This window comes from Mycobacterium sp., assembly GCF_035640695.1.
Lineage (GTDB): Bacteria > Actinomycetota > Actinomycetes > Mycobacteriales > Mycobacteriaceae > Mycobacterium.
This window is the reverse complement of sequence record NZ_DASQVQ010000192.1, coordinates 1-18108: the sequence shown is the minus strand read 5'-3', so window position 1 is coordinate 18108 and position 18108 is coordinate 1. Positions and strand designations below refer to the sequence as shown.

General features: G+C 68.0%; 19 protein-coding genes. 5 read left to right on the top strand and 14 right to left on the bottom strand.

What is annotated here, in order from left to right:
* Positions 1 to 2 precede the first annotated feature (2 nt).
* Both VE759_RS22470 and VE759_RS22465 read right to left on the bottom strand, forming a co-directional pair.
* Positions 3 to 830 (bottom strand): TetR/AcrR family transcriptional regulator, encoded by an 828-nt coding sequence (locus VE759_RS22470; RefSeq protein ID WP_324936579.1) that lies wholly within the window; start codon positions 828 to 830, stop codon positions 3 to 5.
* A 79-nt stretch (positions 831 to 909) separates the two neighbouring features.
* Positions 910 to 1311, bottom strand: coding sequence for an Rv2175c family DNA-binding protein (locus VE759_RS22465; protein WP_324936577.1), 402 nt, complete (start codon positions 1309 to 1311; stop codon positions 910 to 912).
* Positions 1312 to 1347: 36 nt separating this feature from the next.
* Between VE759_RS22465 and VE759_RS22460 the strand changes: the two genes are divergently transcribed.
* Positions 1348 to 2544 (top strand): protein kinase domain-containing protein, encoded by a 1197-nt coding sequence (locus VE759_RS22460; protein ID WP_324936575.1) that lies wholly within the window; start codon positions 1348 to 1350, stop codon positions 2542 to 2544.
* Positions 2545 to 2661: 117 nt separating this feature from the next.
* Positions 2662 to 4425, top strand: a complete 1764-nt coding sequence (locus VE759_RS22455; RefSeq protein ID WP_324936573.1) for an FAD-dependent monooxygenase — start codon at positions 2662 to 2664, stop codon at positions 4423 to 4425.
* On the opposite strand, the gene VE759_RS22450 is transcribed toward VE759_RS22455, so the two are convergent.
* The 3 genes from VE759_RS22450 to VE759_RS22440 are packed head-to-tail and all read right to left on the bottom strand — an operon-like array spanning position 4341 to position 7194.
* Positions 4341 to 5729: a class II 3-deoxy-7-phosphoheptulonate synthase gene (locus VE759_RS22450; RefSeq protein ID WP_324936571.1), complete on the bottom strand. Its 1389-nt coding sequence runs from the start codon at positions 5727 to 5729 to the stop codon at positions 4341 to 4343. The two genes, VE759_RS22455 and VE759_RS22450, sit on opposite strands and share 85 nt — an antisense overlap.
* Before the next feature lie 59 nt (positions 5730 to 5788).
* Positions 5789 to 6295, bottom strand: a complete 507-nt coding sequence (locus VE759_RS22445; protein WP_324936569.1) for a polyadenylate-specific 3'-exoribonuclease AS — start codon at positions 6293 to 6295, stop codon at positions 5789 to 5791.
* Between the two features lie 14 nt (positions 6296 to 6309).
* Positions 6310 to 7194: a hypothetical protein gene (locus tag VE759_RS22440; protein WP_324936567.1), complete on the bottom strand. Its 885-nt coding sequence runs from the start codon at positions 7192 to 7194 to the stop codon at positions 6310 to 6312.
* Positions 7195 to 7279: 85 nt separating this feature from the next.
* Between VE759_RS22440 and VE759_RS22435 the strand changes: the two genes are divergently transcribed.
* Positions 7280 to 8599, top strand: coding sequence for a glycosyltransferase 87 family protein (locus tag VE759_RS22435; RefSeq protein WP_324936565.1), 1320 nt, complete (start codon positions 7280 to 7282; stop codon positions 8597 to 8599).
* Here VE759_RS22435 and VE759_RS22430 read toward each other — a convergent pair.
* The 5 genes from VE759_RS22430 to VE759_RS22410 all read right to left on the bottom strand — a co-directional run bounded on the left by VE759_RS22430 (position 8596) and on the right by VE759_RS22410 (position 11911).
* Positions 8596 to 9321: a lysophospholipid acyltransferase family protein gene (locus VE759_RS22430; protein ID WP_324936563.1), complete on the bottom strand. Its 726-nt coding sequence runs from the start codon at positions 9319 to 9321 to the stop codon at positions 8596 to 8598. The genes VE759_RS22435 and VE759_RS22430 overlap by 4 nt on opposite strands.
* Before the next feature lie 104 nt (positions 9322 to 9425).
* Positions 9426 to 9791, bottom strand: a complete 366-nt coding sequence (locus VE759_RS22425; RefSeq protein ID WP_324936561.1) for a hypothetical protein — start codon at positions 9789 to 9791, stop codon at positions 9426 to 9428.
* Positions 9788 to 11050, bottom strand: coding sequence for an ArsA family ATPase (locus tag VE759_RS22420; protein WP_324936693.1), 1263 nt, complete (start codon positions 11048 to 11050; stop codon positions 9788 to 9790). Before VE759_RS22420 ends, VE759_RS22425 begins: the two co-directional genes overlap by 4 nt.
* Entirely contained in the window at positions 11043 to 11480 is a 438-nt protein-coding gene (locus tag VE759_RS22415; protein WP_324936559.1) for an SRPBCC family protein, read from the bottom strand. The genes VE759_RS22420 and VE759_RS22415 overlap by 8 nt, the downstream gene beginning before the upstream one ends.
* Positions 11481 to 11521: 41 nt before the next feature.
* Positions 11522 to 11911: a polyketide cyclase / dehydrase and lipid transport gene (locus VE759_RS22410; protein WP_324936557.1), complete on the bottom strand. Its 390-nt coding sequence runs from the start codon at positions 11909 to 11911 to the stop codon at positions 11522 to 11524.
* 92 nt (positions 11912 to 12003) lie between these two features.
* On the opposite strand from VE759_RS22410, the gene VE759_RS22405 reads away from it, so the two are divergent.
* Positions 12004 to 13812, top strand: coding sequence for a long-chain fatty acid--CoA ligase (locus VE759_RS22405; protein ID WP_324936556.1), 1809 nt, complete (start codon positions 12004 to 12006; stop codon positions 13810 to 13812).
* Here VE759_RS22405 and VE759_RS22400 read toward each other — a convergent pair.
* The 4 genes from VE759_RS22400 to VE759_RS22385 all read right to left on the bottom strand — a co-directional run bounded on the left by VE759_RS22400 (position 13801) and on the right by VE759_RS22385 (position 17328).
* The gene (locus VE759_RS22400) at positions 13801 to 14934 is read right to left on the bottom strand and encodes a glycosyltransferase family 4 protein (RefSeq protein ID WP_324936553.1); all 1134 of its coding nucleotides are present in this window, start codon (positions 14932 to 14934) and stop codon (positions 13801 to 13803) included. The genes VE759_RS22405 and VE759_RS22400 overlap by 12 nt on opposite strands.
* Positions 14931 to 15716, bottom strand: a complete 786-nt coding sequence (locus VE759_RS22395) for a hypothetical protein (RefSeq protein ID WP_324936551.1) — start codon at positions 15714 to 15716, stop codon at positions 14931 to 14933. Before VE759_RS22395 ends, VE759_RS22400 begins: the two co-directional genes overlap by 4 nt.
* A 67-nt stretch (positions 15717 to 15783) precedes the next feature.
* On the bottom strand, positions 15784 to 16980 hold the full coding sequence (gene ripC, locus VE759_RS22390; protein WP_324936549.1) for a peptidoglycan hydrolase RipC: 1197 nt from the start codon (positions 16978 to 16980) through the stop codon (positions 15784 to 15786).
* A gap of 141 nt (positions 16981 to 17121) precedes the next feature.
* The gene (locus VE759_RS22385) at positions 17122 to 17328 is read right to left on the bottom strand and encodes a hypothetical protein (protein WP_324936692.1); all 207 of its coding nucleotides are present in this window, start codon (positions 17326 to 17328) and stop codon (positions 17122 to 17124) included.
* A gap of 70 nt (positions 17329 to 17398) precedes the next feature.
* On the opposite strand from VE759_RS22385, the gene VE759_RS22380 reads away from it, so the two are divergent.
* On the top strand, positions 17399 to 18108 hold a 710-nt coding region (locus VE759_RS22380; RefSeq protein WP_324936547.1), incomplete at its 3' end, for an exonuclease domain-containing protein.

The following is an 18108-nucleotide window of genomic DNA, read 5'->3' as shown; positions in this document are numbered from 1 at the left end:
ACTCACCCTTTCGCATCGTTGCGCCGATTCTGGGGTACGGCGACGGCTCGCAGGAATCCGTCGGTAAACTCCGAGCAGGCCTGCTCGAGAGACACTGTGCGCCAAGCGCTTTCGGCGGGCATGACCTGACGGAACAGAAGATGCGCCCACAGCGGGCCGATCAGCATCTGCACCAGCAGCGGTACCGCAATGTCGCGGATACGACCGGCGTGCACCTGCGCGGAAAGCCATTCCCGCATAGCCGACATCGCCTTCGGGAAGTAGCGCGCGAAGACGGGCGCGATCGGGCCGTTCGGGTTTCCGAGCAGGTCTGCGAACATCGCCGGCGCGACCCGCGGGCTGCGGGTCAGGGTGGTGGCCATCGCGTGATAGATGCCGGCCACCGTCGGCTTTAGATCCGAGGCCGGGTCGGCGCACAAGTGCACCAGGTCGTGAAACGGGCTGTACTGCTCGTAGATTGCGGCGAACAGCTCGTCGCGGGTGCCGAACACCGCGTAGAGACTGTCGACCGAACAGTCCGCGGCCTGCGCGACTGCCTCCAGCGTCACCGTCACCGGACCGCGTTCGCTGATCAACGTGGCCCCGGCCTCGACCGCCCGCTCCCGCACCGGGCGCCGGCCGCCCGGCTCGACGCCCGCGGCGCGGACCGCGTCGTCCAGGGCGCGCCTGGACCCCCCCAGCCGTCGCAGCAACGTACTGCGCGACAACCCCGCCGCCCGCGCGATCGCCGCCACGGGCACATCCGCGACGTCCCTGCCGCACTGCTCGGCCGCCCCGATCGCCGCCGCCACCAAGGCCTGCGGGACAACGAATTCATCGGTCGTTGACACAATCCTCAAGTTACCATGGATGGCGGTGTCAAACCAGGCGCCGAACGGGCCGAAAAGCTGTTCGACGGCACGGGCCGGGTCAGTACGCCAGTGCCTGCGCCCGGCGCACAACCTCGCGAGCCTGATGCGAGTGCAGTGCATCCACCGGCCGGGCGTTGGGTACCGGCTCGCGCGCGCTATCCCGGGTGATGCTCAGCGACGGGTCGGCGGTGAACAGCCAGCGCAGGATCTCGATGTCGCGATAGCCGCCGTCGTGCATCACTGCGAGCAGGCCCGGAAGGCTCTTCACCACATGGCCTTGGTCGAAGAAGATTTGCGGTATCGCGACCACACCGCCACGTCGCACCGCGACGAGGTGGCCCTCGCGGAGCTGTTGATGCACCTTGGTCACCGGCACGCCGAGCAGTTCGGCGACGCCGGGCAGATCGTAGACCGGCTCGTCTGGGTCCAAAACGTCGTCAACGGCCGGAATACTGCTCACCGCGTCGAGTCTAAGACGACGCACTGCCGATTTACCATGAAGCCGATGGAGACCCACCCGACGATTGCCGACCCGTTGGTCGGCGCCGTGTTGGACGGCCGTTATCGGGTGGACGGCCTCATTGCCACCGGTGGCATGTCGGCGGTGTACCGCGGCCTCGACGTCCGGCTGGATCGACCCGTCGCGATCAAGGTCATGGACGCGCGCTACGCCGCCGATCAGCAGTTCCTGACCCGATTCCAGCGCGAGGCCCGCGCGGTCGCGCGGCTGAAACACCCTGGTCTGGTCGCCGTTTACGACCAGGGGTCAGACGGCCGGCACGCGTTTCTGGTGATGGAACTCGTCGAGGGCGGCACCCTGCGGGAGCTGCTGCGTGAGCGCGGACCGATGCCGCCCCACGCCGTCGCGGCCGTGCTGCGCCCGGTGCTGGGCGGCCTCGCGGTCGCACACCGTAACGGTCTGGTGCACCGCGACATCAAACCCGAGAATGTGCTGATCTCCGATACCGGCGAGGTCAAGATCGTTGACTTTGGCTTGGTACGGGCAGTGGCCGAGGCCAAGATCACCTCCGACAGCGTGATTTTGGGCACGGCCGCCTATCTGTCACCCGAGCAGGTCAGCACCGGCGATGCCGATCCACGCAGCGACGTGTATGCCGCGGGCATCCTGACTTTCGAGCTGCTGACCGGCGTCACGCCTTTTTCCGGGGACAGCGCGCTGGCGGTGGCATACCAGCGGATCGAAAACGATGTCCGTCCACCGAGCAGCGTGATCGGTGGCGTACCACCACAATTCGACGAACTGGTGCGCTGTGCCACAACACGCGATCCGGCCGGGCGGTACACCGACGCCGACGACATGGCCGCGGACCTCGAAGTGGTCACCGAAGAGCTGGCGCTGCCACCGTTCCGGGTTCCGGCGCCACGCAATTCGGCCGAGCACCTGTCGGCGGCGATGTCCCGCAGTCAGACCCGGTTGCCCGCCAATCCACCACCGCAGCCGCCGCAACGCCACCCGACCCTGCACCTGACCCGCGGCCCCGACGACTGGGCGCCCGCGGACAACTACGGTGTCCCAGGACAATTCGCCGGCATCGACCTGTCGGAGTTTCACGATGCCCGTCAACGCGGCAAGCGCGTGCTGCTGCTCTGGATCGCGGTGGTGCTGATCATCACCGGGCTGGCCGCCGCCGCGGCGTGGACCGTCGGCAGCAACATCGGCGGGCTGATCTAGGTGCTCTAGGCCGCCGTAACCGGTTACCGCTTTCAGAGATTGATTCGCGTCGGCCGCCGTACTACCATCGGAGTAGTATTTCAACTAGTGTAGAAATTTTGTCAGGGGCTGGTGGAGATGACCGAGCGACCGATTCCGGTGCTGGTGGTAGGGGCCGGACCGACGGGCTTGACGATGGCGAACGAGTTGGCCCGCCACGGCGTCGAACCGCGGATCATCGACCGCGAACCAGCTCCGTCGATCACCTCTCGCGCGCTGGTTGTTCAGCCCCGAACGTTGGAGGTCTTCGACGACATGGGCGTGATCGACGACGTGACCGCGGCGGGTGCTCCGGCAACCGCGCTGACCATCACGTTCAAGAAGAAAAGAGTGCGGTTCGACATCGCGGGTTTGTTGACGGAGCCACAGGACTACACCGCCTATCCGGCGCTGCGAACCCTCTCGCAGCACGACACCGAGCGGATACTCACCAAGTTGTTGACCAAGCAAGGCATCAAGATTGAGCGCGGATGGGCGCTGACCGATCTGCGGCAAGACGACGAGGCCGTGGTGGTGTCGCTGCGCGGCGCCGGTGGATCGACCGAGACCCTGCGCTGCCGCTGGGTCATCGGCTGCGACGGCGCGCACAGCGCGGTACGAAAGGCGGCCGGCATCCCGTTCGCAGGGTCAACGTACCGCGACGAGTTCATCATGGCCGACGCCGAGCTCGACTGGCAGCTCCCCCACGGCGAACTGTACGGATTTCCCAGTGCCGCCGGGGTTTTCGCGGCATTCTCGATGCCGGGTGAGAACCGCTACCGGATTTTCGGCAACGTAGCACCAAGCCACGAGGGCTCCGGCCCCGAGTACAGCGAGCCGACCCACGAAGAGTTTCAGGCAATGCTCGACGAGCGACTTCCGTTCCCGGCGAAGATCGTCAAGGAGTATTGGGTCACCCGCTACCGGGTGCACAGTCGCAGCGTGCCCCGCTACCGCGATGGGCGCGTCTTCCTGGCCGGCGACGCCGCACACGTGCACAGCCCAGCCGGGGCCCAAGGCATGAATACCGGTATCCAGGACGCCTACAACCTGGCGTGGAAGCTTGCCCTGGCCGAACGCGGCATTGCCGGCGAGTCGCTGCTGGAGAGCTACCAGGCCGAGCGGCACCCGGTGGGTGTCCAGTTGCTTCGAACGGCCGACCGGTTGTTCTCTGCCATCGCCGGGCACAACGCACTGTCGAGGATCGCCCGTGGCCGGCTGGCCCCCTTGGTCGCTTCCCGAGTGCTGACCCGCCTGCCTGTCCGCCGCTGGTTCGTCGGGACCATATCCCAATTACGGGTGCATTACCCGGAGAGCCCGCTGAACGCCGAGGACGGATCGGGGTGGGGGAATGCCGCGGCACCGGGCGACCGAGCCCGGGACGCCGGCGTACTTATCGACGGTGAGCAAGGGCGCCTGTACGACGTGTTGCGCGGCACCCACCACACAGTGTTGCTGTTCACCGGACTCGGCGAGCGGTCGCGACCGGCCGTGGAGCTCTGCCGGATCGCCGAGCAAGTCGAGCGGTCGTACCCGGGGCTCGTCCGGGCGCGGGTGATCAACGCGGAGCCCTCCGCCGACCACCCGGCCGCGGTCGCGGATCCGCACGGCTCCGCACATCGTCAGTACGGGATCAGGTCGGCGAGTGCATATGTCGTCCGGCCGGACGCATATGTCGGATATCGCGGCCACCCAGCCGACTTCGATCGGCTAACGGCTCACTTGGCGGCCCGACTACCAGGCGCATCGCCGACCCCGCCGAGCCGGGCAGCGACCGGTCAATCGCGCAGCATCTCGGCGACCAGGAACGCCAGCTCCAGCGACTGCTGGGTGTTCAGGCGGGGGTCGCACGCCGTTTCGTAGCGCCCGGCCAGGTCCGAGTCCGAGATGTCCTGCGCACCGCCGAGGCATTCGGTCACGTTCTCGCCGGTGATCTCCACGTGAATGCCGCCGGGGTGGGTGCCCAGCGCCCGGTGCACCTCGAAGAAGCCCTGCACCTCGTCGACGATGCGGTCGAAGTGGCGGGTCTTGTAGCCGGTCGACGACTCGTGGGTGTTCCCGTGCATCGGGTCGCACTGCCAGATCACCTGGTGGCCGGTGGCCTGCACCTTCTCGATGATCGGCGGCAACAGGTCGCGCACCTTGTTGTTGCCGAGCCGGCTCACCAGCGTCATCCGGCCCGCCTTGTTATGCGGATCGAGGCGCTCGACGTACTCGACTGCGAGCTCGGGCGTCATCGTCGGGCCCATCTTCACACCGATCGGATTCTCGATCACCTCGGCGAATGCGACGTGCGCGCCGTCGAGCTGGCGGGTGCGATCCCCCACCCACACGTAGTGTGCCGACTGGTCGTAGAGCGCGGGCTTGCCGTCGGGGTTGTCCGAGAGCCGCAGCATCGCCCGCTCGTAGTCCAGGACCAAAGCCTCATGGCTGGCGTAGATTTCGGCGGTCTGCAGATTGCGGTCGTTGACCCCGCACGCGCTCATGAACAGCAGGCCGCGATCGATCTCACTGGCCATCGCCTCATACCGCGCACCGGCCGGCGAAGTACGGACGAACTCGCGGTTCCAGTCGTGCACGAGATGCAGCGACGCCAGGCCGGACGAAGTCAGCGCGCGCACGAGATTCATCGCGGCGCTGGCGTTCGCGTAGGCGCGCACCAGCCGCGACGGGTCGTGCTCGCGGGCCGCGGCGTCGGGCGCAAAGCCGTTGATCATGTCGCCGCGGTAGGACTTCAGGCCCAGCGCGTCGATGTCGGATGAGCGTGGTTTGGCGTACTGTCCGGCGATCCGGCCCACCTTGACGACCGGCATGCTGGCGCCGTACGTCAACACCACCGCCATCTGCAGGAGCGTGCGGATGTTGCCGCGGATGTGCGGCTCCGTGTTGTCCACGAACGTCTCCGCGCAGTCACCGCCCTGCAGCAAGAACGCCTCACCGCGGGCAACCTGGGCGAATAGCTCCTGCAGCCGCTGGATCTCGGACGGCACGGTGACGGGAGGGACGCTTTCCAAGACGGTGCGCATCGGCTTGGCCTGCTCCTCCGACCAGCTCGGCTGCTGGGCTGCCGGTTTGGCCAGCGCCGCATCCAGCCGCGCCCGCAGGTCCGCCGGAAGCGGCGGCAGCGGCGGCAGCTGGTCGATCGGGATGTCAACGGTCCAGTTCACCCATCCATCGTAACTAGGAGAAACGACCAGTTCTAAAGACAGCACGGACAGCGCGGCGACTACGCCTGCACCGGCTGACCCGAACAGATGATGTCGAACCGCTCACGGTTGAACCGAGCGTCGACGAGCGCGTCGTGGGCATCGGCGGGCCGCGGCGGCATCTGCGGGCTGCCCCGGTCCTCCCAGAGCTGGCGCAACTCGCGGGTGAACCGCGGCATGGCCGGTGGCAGCCCGGTCATCGGCCCCCACAACTGGCACAGCGCGACGTGGTCATAGGCGCCGATCCAGGCCCACAACTCGATCGGCTCCTTGACTGGTTCCGGACCGTCGACGCCGAAGAAATCCTCCAGATCCGTGCGGATTTGCGCCCGCGACCGCCAGGTCGGCGACGACGGCGGCGGCAGCTTGGGCAGCACGTGCGTGCGCACCCAGCGCCCGGCCCGATCGGGGTTGAACTCGGTTGACACGGCGTAATACTCGCGGCCGTCTTCGGCGGCGACCCCGATTGAGATCAGCTCGATGGTGCGACCGTTGTCGATGAACTCGGTGTCATAGAAATAACGCAACGCGCCGACCCCCCTTATGCTGCGACGCCGGGCTTGACGGGCTGGCGTTCCGGCGGCGGCGGCGCCGCGTGGATCTCGCGGTCCAACTGCTCGTCGACCAAGCGATCGTCGGGGAATCGCGGCATGCCCGAGACCGCGTCTTGCACCCACAATTTCGCCTGCACCACAGGCCGGCGCAGCCAGCGCTCGCGCTCCAGCGCGCGATGCATCTTCCGCGGCCGCTTGCTGTAGCGCCAGCGCGCCCATGGGGCGTGCGGGCGCGACAACCGGATTGCACCGATCACCAGCAGTGGGGTGATGAACATTCCGACTAGCCCCGTCCACACCTTGCCCTTCAGCAGCACCACCACCGCGAGCGCCAGGGTTAGCAGGGCCATTGCCACCACGCCGACCCGCGACTCGAGCGTGCTGTCGTTACGCCACACGCCAACGTCGAAAAACGACAACGGGTTTAGGCCCAGGATTAGCAGGCCGGCCACCGCGGCCGCGGCGAACACCGCGTCGACCGATGTGCGCCCATCCTCCGACCAGTACACGTCGGACAGGTGCAGGATCAGCGCGAACTCGTCGAGCACCAGCGCGGCACCAACCCCAAAGGAGATCGCGGCGACGGTGAATTCCGCGACGCCGCCGTCGACCGCGAGAGTGACCATTGTCACGCCGGAAATCATTACCAGCACGACTCCGATCACCACGTGGTGGATATGCAAGGAGCCGTGGCCGATGTTGCGAGGTTGCCACCATTTCGGCGGCGCGTCGTTGTTCGCCTGGCGGCGGATGTAGCGCACGATGGTTCGGGTCACGAAGAACGTCAGGATGAATGCGACGAGGCAGCACAGCAATGGCAGTCGGCCACGGTCGACGATGTCATGCCAAAGCGACTGCCACAACGAACCCACGTGCGAGAACTTACGCCGACCTCGTCGGGTTTTGCTCGGCATACCAATCCGACGCGCCGCGGCGCCCCGATAGTCTGGACCCGACATGAGTAACTGGCAGTCGTCGCCCGACGCGGGCAGTTGGCGCGGGCGCGCCTTGCCGGCGGGCCGTGCCGAGCGCTGGCGGCGCATCGGGTGGCGGCTGTTTCAGGTTTTCACGCTCGCCGCATTCGGGCTGGCGGCCTGGCGCGTGTTCGGGCACATCCCGTACCGCATCGACGTCGAGGTGTATCGGATGGGCGCGCAGGCGTGGCTTGACGGGCGGCCGCTGTATGCCGACGGCGCGATGTTCCACACCCAAATCGGTTTGGGTCTGCCGTTCACCTATCCCCCGCTTGCCGCGATCGCCTTCTGCCCGCTCGCCTGGTTGTCGTTCCCAGTAGGCAGCGTGGTGATGACGCTGATCACGCTGGTGCTGCTGCTGGTCTCGACCGTGATCGTGCTGACGCGCCTCGATGTGTGGTCGACCGGGAGCATGGGGAACGAACCCGCGTGGGCGCGCCGGTGCTGGCTCGCCGTCGCGATCGTCGCGGCCGCGGTCATCTATCTGGAGCCGATCCAGTCGAACTTCGCGTTCGGCCAGATCAACGTCATCCTGATGACGCTGGTAGTTGCCGACTGCTTGCCCCGGCGCACCCGCTGGCCGCGCGGACTGCTGCTGGGCCTGGCGATCGCACTCAAGCTGACGCCCGCGGTTTTCCTTCTCTACTTCGCACTGCGCAAGGACGGTCGCGCGGTGCTGACCGCGGCACTTTCGTTCGTGGCGGCGACGCTGGCGGGTTTCGTGCTGGCCTGGCGGGACTCGCTCGAGTACTGGACGGCCACGGTTCGCAACACCGAACGAATCGGCAGCGCATCACTGAACACGAACCAGAACATCGCCGGTGCGCTGGCGCGGCTGCAGCTGACGCACGCCGAGCAGTTCGCGCTGTGGACGGTGGCCTGCCTCGCGGTGCTCGGCGTCACGGTGTGGGCCGCGCAGCGCGTGCTGCGCGCCGGCGAGCCGGTACTGGCGCTGACCTTAATAGCGCTGTTCGGCCTCGTCGTTTCGCCGGTGTCGTGGTCACACCACTGGGTGTGGGTGTTGCCCGGGGTGCTGGTGACTGCCGTGCTGGCGTATCGGCGCCGCAACATCGCACTGGCCGGGGTGACCGCCGCCGGGGTGGCACTGATGATCTGGACGCCGATCGACCTGATGCCCAAGCATCAGGAGGCCACCGCGTCGTGGTGGCGCCAGCTCGTCGGCGCATCGTACGTGTGGTGGGCGCTGGCTGCGATCGTGGTGGCGGGCAGCGTGCTGGCCGGTCGGGCCGCCGAAAAACGCCAGCCCTCGCTCGACGGGGCGGCGGTGCCCGCGGTCGGCTAGCCCGCGGCGGTCTCGAGCATGCGGGCGGGCGGGTGACCTGACGCGGGCGTCTTGCCTTCCTTGACGTCCGCGGCGTACAGGTCGACGTACTCCTGTCCGGACAGCTGCATCAGCTCGTACATCACTTCGTCGGTGACCGCCCGCTCGATGAACCGGTTGCCGGCCAGCCCCTCGAATCTGCTGAAGTCCATCGGCCTGCCAACCCGCACCGTCACCGAGCCGAACCGCCACACCTTGCTGCCCGGCGGGTTGACCACGTTGGTGCCGATCATTGCCACCGGGATGACCGGCACACCGGTCTCCAACGCCAACCTGGCAAGGCCGGTCTTCCCCTTGTACAGCCGGCCGTCGGGCGAGCGCGTGCCCTCGGGGTACATCCCCATCAACTTGCCGTGCTTGAGCAGCCGCTTGGCGGTGTCGAGCGCGTCCTGCGCGGTGTCGGCCGACGTGCGGTCGATCGGCACCTGACCCGCGACGGTGTAGAACCAGCGGGTGAACCACCCTTTCAGGCCGGTGCCGGTGAAGTATTCCTGTTTCGCCAGGAACGTGATGCGCCGGCGCACCACCAGGGGCAAATAAAAGCTGTCCGCGACGGCTAGGTGGTTACTCGCCAGGATGGCCGGACCGGTATCTGGGATGTGGTGAAGGCCTTCGGTTTTCGGCCGTCCGAGCAGCGAGAGTAAGGGGCCCATGAAGATGTACTTGAACAGCCAATACCACATGCACCCTCCCGCGTTGGGGCAACCGACTGATTGTTTGCGCCGACGTTTGCGCCAACTCTACCCATGTGGTCGTGATGCGACCACAGTTACGAAACCGTCAAAATTCATTCCTCGACGGTGACCGGGATCTGCTGATATCTGCCCGGTGCCTCCCGCGCGCCGCCTTCAGGGCCGGCGCCTCCCCCCTCGGGCGGCGGCTGGTCGCTCCGTTCGATGTTCTCCACCATCGCCCGGATCACGGTCATCAGCGCGACGCTGTGTTCGGCGATCAGGGTCAGCATCGGATGCTGCTCTCCGGTCGCCAGCGCCGCCAGCGCACACACCGGGCACCACACCTGCTGGCACTTGCCGGGTGCGTCGCCTCCCGCCGCGGCCGCGGCGGCCGCGCGCACGGCCGGGTCGAGCCGGTCCAGGATCACCTGGGCCAACTGCCGCAGTTCCGGACCAATGTCGGGGTGAGCGCCTTTCACGCCGGCCACACCTCCGGATTCGGTCGAAACCGCACGGTCAATTCACTCCCCCGCAGCTGGGCGTCCATCACGATGCAGCGGCGCAGGACGGATGCCAGCCGAACCCGGCGCCGCACTCCTGAGACGCCGATGATGAGCTCGTCGTCGACCCGACCCAACATCAACGCGCCGGAATCGACCTGCGGTAACTCTAGCCTCAGACGGTAGATGGCTTCGAGCCCAGAGCCGGATTCTCGGTCGACGAGCGGCCGCAGCGGCCCCGGCGGCGGCGATCCGTCGCGGCGCCGCACGGTGGCGAGCAATTCGGTCAGCGCCTTGGGGCCGATCGGTTCGGTCGCCAGATGCGGCGCAAGCACCAGCTCTACCTCGCCGATGGTCGACGACAGCTCGTCGAGCACCGCCTGTTGTTCGGAGATGCGCTCGGCGTACCAGTCGAATGCCGGATGGTCGGGAAGGTTGCGGTATTCGTACGAATCGTCTTGCACCAGAACCTGATTGACCAGCAGCTCGGCGACGCGCACGCCCATCAATGACAACGAACCCAGGGTGCGCGCCGCCTCGGCCGCCACCACCCGTTCCGCGGTGAGCACCAGGTGCGCACTCACCCGCGAGCCGTCGGTGAGCAACTCAGACAACCGCTCCATCGCGGTAGTCATCTGCTCGAGCAGGCCGACCAGCGCGGCCGAGCGGCTGTCGTCGGCGCTCGAGGACAACCGACGGTGACGCGGCCAGGCCCGCTCCAAATACATCCCTAAGGTGGCCGGCAGCGTCAGCATCCGCAGCGCGTCGGCGGTGGAGGCGCAGTCGACGACGACGTGGTCCCACCGGCCGGCCACGGCGAGCTCTCCGACCTCATGCAGCCCGAGCACCTCCTGGATGCCAGGCAGCGCCGAGAGCTCTTCCGGTGCAACGTCTCCCAGTTCGCTGTCCGGGAACGGCCGGGCCAGCGTGCCCGCGATGTCGCGCCATCGCGCCTCCACCAGCGCCAGCGTGTCCAGTGCCATCGCATCGAGGAAGCCGCCGCCTGCGTCCATGTCGTCGGCGAACACGCGGGTGCACGTGCGCGCACCGGTCGGCGCGACCTGCACACCCAGCACGTCGCCCAGCGAATGCGCCTGGTCGGTCGAGACGACCAGCACCCGCTGACCGGCGCGCGCGTCGACGACCGCGGTGGCCGCGGCCAGTGTCGACTTGCCTACCCCGCCCTTGCCGACGAAGAGACTGATCCGGGCGCCGGCGGGGGCCGGGAATTCACTCAGCCTCTACTCGTTTCTTGAGGTCTTTCAACGCGGTGTCGGTGAGCCTGCGCTCGGCCTTCCGTTTGAGCAATCCTATCATCGGGATCATCAGATCGACCGACAGCTCATATGTGACATCGGTCCCAGATCCCTTGGGCGACAAGTGATATGCACCCTCCAGCGCACGCAGCAGCGAACTCGACACCAGGCTCCAGCGCACCGACTTGTGGTCGGGCGGCCACTCGTAGGCCAGCACCATGGTGTCCTTCAGCACCGCCGCGTCGAGCACCAGCCGCGCGACCTTCGGATAGCCCTGGTCGTCTGCCTCCAGCACCTCGGTTTCCTTGTACTCGGACACCCATTCCGGGTACGAGCCGATGTCGGCGATCACGTCCATCACCGTGCCGGGGTCCGCATCGATGTAGATGGTTTGCGCCGTGTTGTCCGCCACGCAGAAAAACCTACCTTGCGCCCAGGACCGTCGGCGAAGTATCAGGCCAGCGGCGACACTCCCACCGGCCGCGAGCGCTCAAGCCTCGCCTTCAGCTCGAAGGCCATGTTCTTGCCGGCCACCCGGCGGCGGTGGTTCATCTTGGCCAGGTTCATCCGCGCTAATTGCCAGGCCGCCGCGCCCGCCGGTTCGGCGTGCAGAAAGTAGTGCAGCAGCGTCCCGTCCAGCATCGGCTCCAGCCAGATTTCCATCGTGCCGGTCAGCGCGCCGGTCACGGTCCACCGGATGCCCTTGTCACCGCGGTTCTCCCTGACGTCGAGCCGCAGGTCGGGCCACCAGCGCCGCCAGCTCGACGGGTCCGACACCGCCCGGCCGATGTCGGCGGGGTCGGCCGCCACGAAGGTTTCGTCGGCGATCTGAATGGTGTTCATGGATAGCAGCTTCACACACGGGTTCCCCGGGCTCGATCGGTGGCCGACTAGGCTGGAACGCGAAGGTACCAGCGGCGGGAGGGAACCGACTCGTGCGTGAATTCAGTGTTCCGGCGTCATTTCCTGTCGGCGAGCGCGACAACTTTGTCAGCGCCGTCTATTCACACCAGCGCGAGGACCCCGACTACCCGATTTTCCAGCGCCTCGTCGACGGCGCATGGACCGATGTGACGAATTCCCAAGCCGCCGAGCAAATCCGTTCGGCCGCTTTGGGATTGATCGCCGAAGGCATCAACGCCGGTGATCGCGTCGCGATCCTTTCGGCGACGCGCTACGAGTGGGCGATCCTCGACTTCGCGATCCTGTCCGTCGGTGCGGTCACGGTGCCGATCTACGAGACGTCGTCGGCCGAGCAGGTGCGCTTCGTGCTCTCCGATTCCGGCGCGGTGCTGGCGTTCGCCGAGACCGACGCGCACGCGGACACGGTCGAACAGCTCGAGGCCGACCTGCCCGACCTGCGCAAAGTGTTCCGGATCGACGGCTCAGGGACCCCGGCGCTGGACGAGCTGGCCGAGGCAGGCGAGTCGGCGGACGAAAGCGAGCTGGACGTGCGGCTACGCGGGATCCGTTCGGCCGACCCGGCGACGCTTATCTACACCTCGGGTACCACCGGCCGGCCGAAGGGCTGCCAGCTGACCCACGCCAACCTCGTTTACGAGATCCGCGGCGCAAAGTCCGCTCTCCCGACGCTGCTGGACAAGGGCGAACGATTGCTGGTCTTCCTGCCGCTGGCCCACGTGCTGGCCCGCGCGATCACGATGGCGGCGTTCGCGAACAACGTCACGCTGGGCTTCACCAGCGACATCAAGGACCTGGTGTCGGTATTCGGGGTGTTCAAGCCGACGCTGGTGGTGTCGGTGCCGCGGGTGTTCGAGAAGGTGTACAACACCGCCGAGCAGAACGCCCGCAACGATGGCAAGGGCCGCGTCTTCGAAACCGCCGCGAACACCGCGATCGAGTGGAGTCAGGCCAAGGACACCGGTGGTGCCGGCCTGGTGTTGAAGGCCAAGCACGCGCTGTTCGACCGGCTCGTCTACGGCAAGTTGCGCGCGGCGCTTGGCGGCAATTGCCGCGCCGCCATTTCCGGCGGTGCGCCGCTCGGCGCGCGGCTGGGCCACTTCTACCGCGGCGTCGGGCTGACCATCTATGAGGGCTATGGCCTGACCGAGACCAGCGCGGCGATCACGGTGAACCGCGTCGATGACCTGAAGGTCGGCACGGTCGGAAAGTTGTTGGCCGGCAACAGCATGCGCATCAACGACGACGACGAGCTGCTGGTAAGGGGCGGCGTGGTGTTCAGCGGCTACTGGCACAACGAGGAAGAGACGAAGGCGGTCATCGAGGACGGCTGGTTCCACACCGGCGACCTGGGCGCAATCGACGACGACGGCTTCCTGACCATTATCGGCCGCAAGAAGGAGATCATCGTGACCGCGGGCGGCAAGAACGTCGCGCCCGCGATTCTGGAGGACCAGCTGCGTGCGCATGCGCTGATCAGTCAGGCGATGTGCGTCGGTGACGCCAAGCCGTTCGTCGCGGCGCTGATCACGATCGACCCGGAAGCGTTCGAAGGGTGGAAAGAACGCAACGGCAAGGATTCCGTCGCGACGGTGGGCGATTTGGCCACCGATCCCGATCTTGTCGCCGAGGTCGACCGCGCGGTCAACGAGGCCAACCAGGCCGTCTCCAGGGCCGAGGCGATCCGCAAGTTCCGGATCCTGCCCGTCGACTTCACCGAGGAAACCGGCGAGCTGACGCCGACGATGAAGGTCAAGCGCAAGGTCGTCGCGCAGAAGTTCGCCAGCGACATCGAGGCGCTCTACAAGGACTCAGCCGCTTAACAGCCCGCTCAGCCGGGCGGCGTGGGTGTCCCAGCGCCACTTCTCGGTAACCCATTGCCGCCCAGCCGATCCCATCCGCGCCGCGCGATCGGGGTCGGCCAGGATTTCGCTGACCGTGTCGGCGATCTGGCTGACCGACCGGCCGTCGACGACCCGGCCGGTGCGTCCGTCCCGCACCGCCTCCGGGGCGCCGCCGGAGCGGCCCGCCACCACCGGCACCCCGGTCGCGGAAGCCTCCAGGAAAACGATGCCAAGGCCTTCCACGTCGAGCCCGGCGCCACGGGTGCGGCACGGCATCGCGAATACGTCGGCCACCGCATGGTGTGCGGGCAATTCGGCAGCGGGCACTCCGCCGGTGAAGATCACGTCGTCGGCGACGCCGGCGTCGGAGGCGAGCTTGCGAAGCACCGGTGCATAGGGCCCGCCGCCGACGATCATCAGGGCGGCGCCGTCGACGCGTCGCCGGATGTCGGGCAGCGCACGGATCAGCATGTCCTGCCCCTTGCGTGGCACCAGCCGCGACACGCACACGATCGTGGGTCGTTCACCCAGGCCGTAGCGTGCTCTCAGCTCGCAGCGGGCGGCCGCGTCGGGCCGAAACCGATCGGTGTCCACGCCCGGCGGCAGGTGCTCGAGCGCGGCATTGCGACCGAAGGCGGACGCGAACCTTTCGCGGGTGTAGCGGCTGACGTAGGTGACGACATCGGTGTCGTCGCCGATGCGCCGCAACGCCGAGCGCGCCACCGGCAGCATCGACCAGCCGACCTCGTGGCCGTGCGTACTGGCCAGCACCCGGGCGGCGCCGGCGCGCCGCGCCCGGTCGGCCATCAGCGCCAGCGGGGCCGCCGCGCCGAACCAGACGGTCTCGATATCGCCCTCGGCGACGAGCTCGCGCATCCGGGCGTCCACCGGCGGGGCGGGCAGCATCAGCGTGCCCCGATGCCGCACCACCTGGTAGCCGGCGGCGGCGTCATAACGGTCGGAGCCCTTCCAGCGCGGCGCGTACACCGTCACGCTGTGCGAATCACTGCGGGCCAGTCGTCCCACCAGCTCCTCCAGGTACGCCTGGATGCCTCCCGGCCGCGGAGGGAAGTCGTTGGTCACCAACAGGATTCGCGTCACCGTCGATTAATGTAGCCGCTCAGCCACGCTTGCCACCGGTCGAGCACCTCCGGCAGGCCGGCGCCGAGGGTTTGCGAGACCGCCGTAGCCGGGTCGGGATGGCCAGGCCCGCAGGCCCGCACGTACAGCCGTCGCAACGCCGGCGGACCGTAGACCTCTGCGACGAAGCGGGCGAACCACCACGCCCGGTCGTATCCCAGTGACCGCTCCTGACCGGCGGTTTCCAGTTCGGTGTCGGACGGCAGCCGCGCGGGTAGCGCGTCCGGTCCCGGCGCCGGTGTGTCGGTGCGCCCGACGTAGTCGGCGACCCCTTCGGTCAGCCACCGCGGCGCGTCCGGCGCGGTATCGGTGCGCGACGCGTAGTGAAACAGCTCGTGGCGCAACACAAGTCGCAGCGCCGAGTCGCTCATCGCCGCGGCGCCGGGCGCGAACACGATGCGCTGACCCATCGCAATGCGCCGGCTCAGGTCGACGCGCCCGGCCACGGCGACGGCCGCCACATCGTTCCACTGCCCGCCCTTCCCGGCTTGTTCGGCGAATTCCGTCTCGGTCGCGGTCGCGACGATCACGATGTCACGCTGCCAGTCCTCGCCCCAGAATCCGTCGACGGCGTCGACGGCGTCGCCGCTTTCTGCCGCGACGCGACGCAGCAGCGGGTCGGTGAGCTGGCCACCGAGGCCAATCAGTCGCACCGTGCGACCGTCGACAACGACGGAGCCGGGCGCGCCCGCGGCCGGCGGGAAGGTGGGCGCGGCGGCTTCGCCGGGTTGCCGCAGCAGCATGACACTCGCGACCAGCTCAGCGGCCAGTGCCAGGCCGAGCAGAAATTGCCGGCGCCGCCGCGGGCGCTCAGTAGCGGCGGGCGTTGTGGACCGGGCCTGCCGCGGCTACCGGGACCACCCGCACCGGCTGGCCATACGTCGACGAGTGCACCACCATGCCGTCGCCGACGTAGACGCCAGTGTGGGATGCGTCGGAGTAGTAGGTCACCACGTCGCCGGGCTGCAGATCCGACAGCGACACCGGCTGCCCGCCGGTGGCCAACGCCTGGCTGGAGTGCGGCAGCGAGACGCCGGCCTGTTGGAACGCCCACATCACCAGGCCCGAGCAGTCGAACGCGCTCGGACCGGCGGCGCCCCACGAGTACGGCGAGCCGACCCGGCTCAGCGCGGCCTGCACCACGGTCGCCTTGTTTTCGCCGCCGGGCGACATTCCGGGCAGCGCGGCTTCCGCCGGCGGCGCGCCCTCGGGCATCGTGCCGTCCGGCATCATCAGGCCGCCGGGCATGGGCGGGACGGCCTGAACGCCGTCGATCGTCGGCAGCGCGTCCGGCGCCGGCCCGGGCAGCGCGCCGGGCGCCTGCACGGGTAGCGCGGCGGGCACCGCGGCGGGCGCGGCCAGGGCGGTGCGCTGAGCGGGCGTCAGCCCGCTGTATTGCGACTTCACCACCGCGATCTGCAGTTGCAGCTTGCTCTGCTTGGCCTGCAGGTCCGCGCGCACGGCGGCGGCCTGCTCGGCGGCGGTGCGGGCATCGGCCGCCGACTTCGCCGACGCGGTCGCGGCCTTGGCGGCCTCGTCGCGGGTTGCCTGGAAGCTTTGCATCTGGGTCGCCATCTCGGTGGCCATCACCCGCTGCACCGAGAGCTGGTCGATCAGGTGCTGCGGCGAGTCGGCGGTCATGATCGCGCTCAGCCCGTCGGTGCGGCCGCCCATGTACATCGCGGCGGCGAACTTGTCGACCGCGCCTTGGTAGGTCATCAGCTGGCCATTCGCCGCGTCCACCGCGGCCTGGTCGGCATTGTGCTTGTCCTCGGCGGCCCTCTGCGCGGCGAGCTTGTCGTTGAGCGTCAATTGTGCCGAGTGCATTTGCTCAGTGGTCTGCTCGGCCTGGCGGGACAGCTCAGTTAGCTTCGCAAGAGCGTCGTCGGCGGGGTCGGCGGACACGTTTGCGGCCACCGTAGACCCGAACACCGATACTGCCGCTGCCACACCGATCAGGGGTCGCCGAATTGCGTTGCCGATCCCGTGGGCGCGACTCAGCATCAAGATGAAATACCCTTCGGGTGCAGTGGGACGAGGCCGTCGATCTGCGTAAGGTCTCAGACAGGTTACGAAACGGCATCGGCCTTGTCCATCAGGAGCCGTAAATTTATCAATAATCCCGGAACTCTCAGAGAACCTTGAATTTTAGGCGACTCCCGTGTCGTCACTCCGGTCGTCACTCCGATGGATCGGCACCAGCCGCAGCCGCGGTGCCAACCCCGCTTCGGCGAGTGCTTCCAATGCCGCCCGCTCGTCGTCCTGAAGTGTTTTCGGTACGCCCAACAGAACGCTGACGACACAGTCCTTGCACGCCGCACCGCGCACCGCGCAGTCGTCGCAATCGATGATCATGCTGGGCACGTTAGCGACACGCACCGACAAGTGCGCCTTCTGTCGGTACGGCTCCTTACCGTCATGGGCCATGGAGCAGCTCAGCTTCGCCGACGCCGACCCGTCGGCCGATCTGACGCTCCGAGAGACCACATTCGTGGTGGTCGACCTGGAGACCACCGGCGGACGCGCCAACGGCGAGGGCTCAGACCGCGACGCGATCACCGAGATCGGCGCCGTCAAGGTGCGCGGCGGCGCGGTGCTGGGTGAACTGGCCACGCTGGTCGACCCCGGCCGCGACATTCCGCCGCAGATCGTCTCGCTCACCGGCATCACCTCGGCGATGGTGTGCGACGCTCCCACGATCGACGCGGTGCTGCCGATGTTCTTCGAGTTTTCCCGCGGCGCGGTGCTGGTCGCCCACAACGCCGGATTCGACATCGGATTCCTCAAGGCCGCCGCGCGGCACTGCGACATCGTCTGGCCGCGCCCGCCGGTGCTGTGCACGGTGCGGCTGGCGCGCCGCGTGCTCACCCGGGAGGAGGCGCCCAGCGTGCGGCTGGCGGCGCTGGCGCGGTTGTTCCGGGCGGCCAGCGAGCCCACGCACCGCGCGCTCGACGACGCGCGGGCCACCGTCGACGTGCTGCATGCGCTGATCGAGCGGGTCGGCAACCAGGGTGTGCACACCTACGCAGACCTTCGCGCCTATCTGCCCAATGTGACTGCGGCGCAGCGGAGCAAGCGCGTGCTGGCCGAACATCTGCCGCACCGCCCCGGCGTGTACCTGTTTCGCGGGCCGAC

Bases quoted from the DNA above. Each gene is read 5' to 3' on its own strand.
- VE759_RS22460 (WP_324936575.1), top strand. From the start codon at position 1,348: ATGAAGCCGATGGAGACCCACCCGACGATTGCCGACCCGTTGGTCGGC.
- VE759_RS22395 (WP_324936551.1), bottom strand. From the start codon at position 15,716: ATGCTGCTGCGGCAACCCGGCGAAGCCGCCGCGCCCACCTTCCCGCCG.
- VE759_RS22385 (WP_324936692.1), bottom strand. From the start codon at position 17,328: ATGATCATCGATTGCGACGACTGCGCGGTGCGCGGTGCGGCGTGCAAG.
- VE759_RS22410 (WP_324936557.1), bottom strand. From the start codon at position 11,911: ATGAACACCATTCAGATCGCCGACGAAACCTTCGTGGCGGCCGACCCC.
- VE759_RS22455 (WP_324936573.1), top strand. From the start codon at position 2,662: ATGACCGAGCGACCGATTCCGGTGCTGGTGGTAGGGGCCGGACCGACG.
- VE759_RS22430 (WP_324936563.1), bottom strand. From the start codon at position 9,321: ATGTGGTATTGGCTGTTCAAGTACATCTTCATGGGCCCCTTACTCTCG.
- VE759_RS22435 (WP_324936565.1), top strand. From the start codon at position 7,280: ATGAGTAACTGGCAGTCGTCGCCCGACGCGGGCAGTTGGCGCGGGCGC.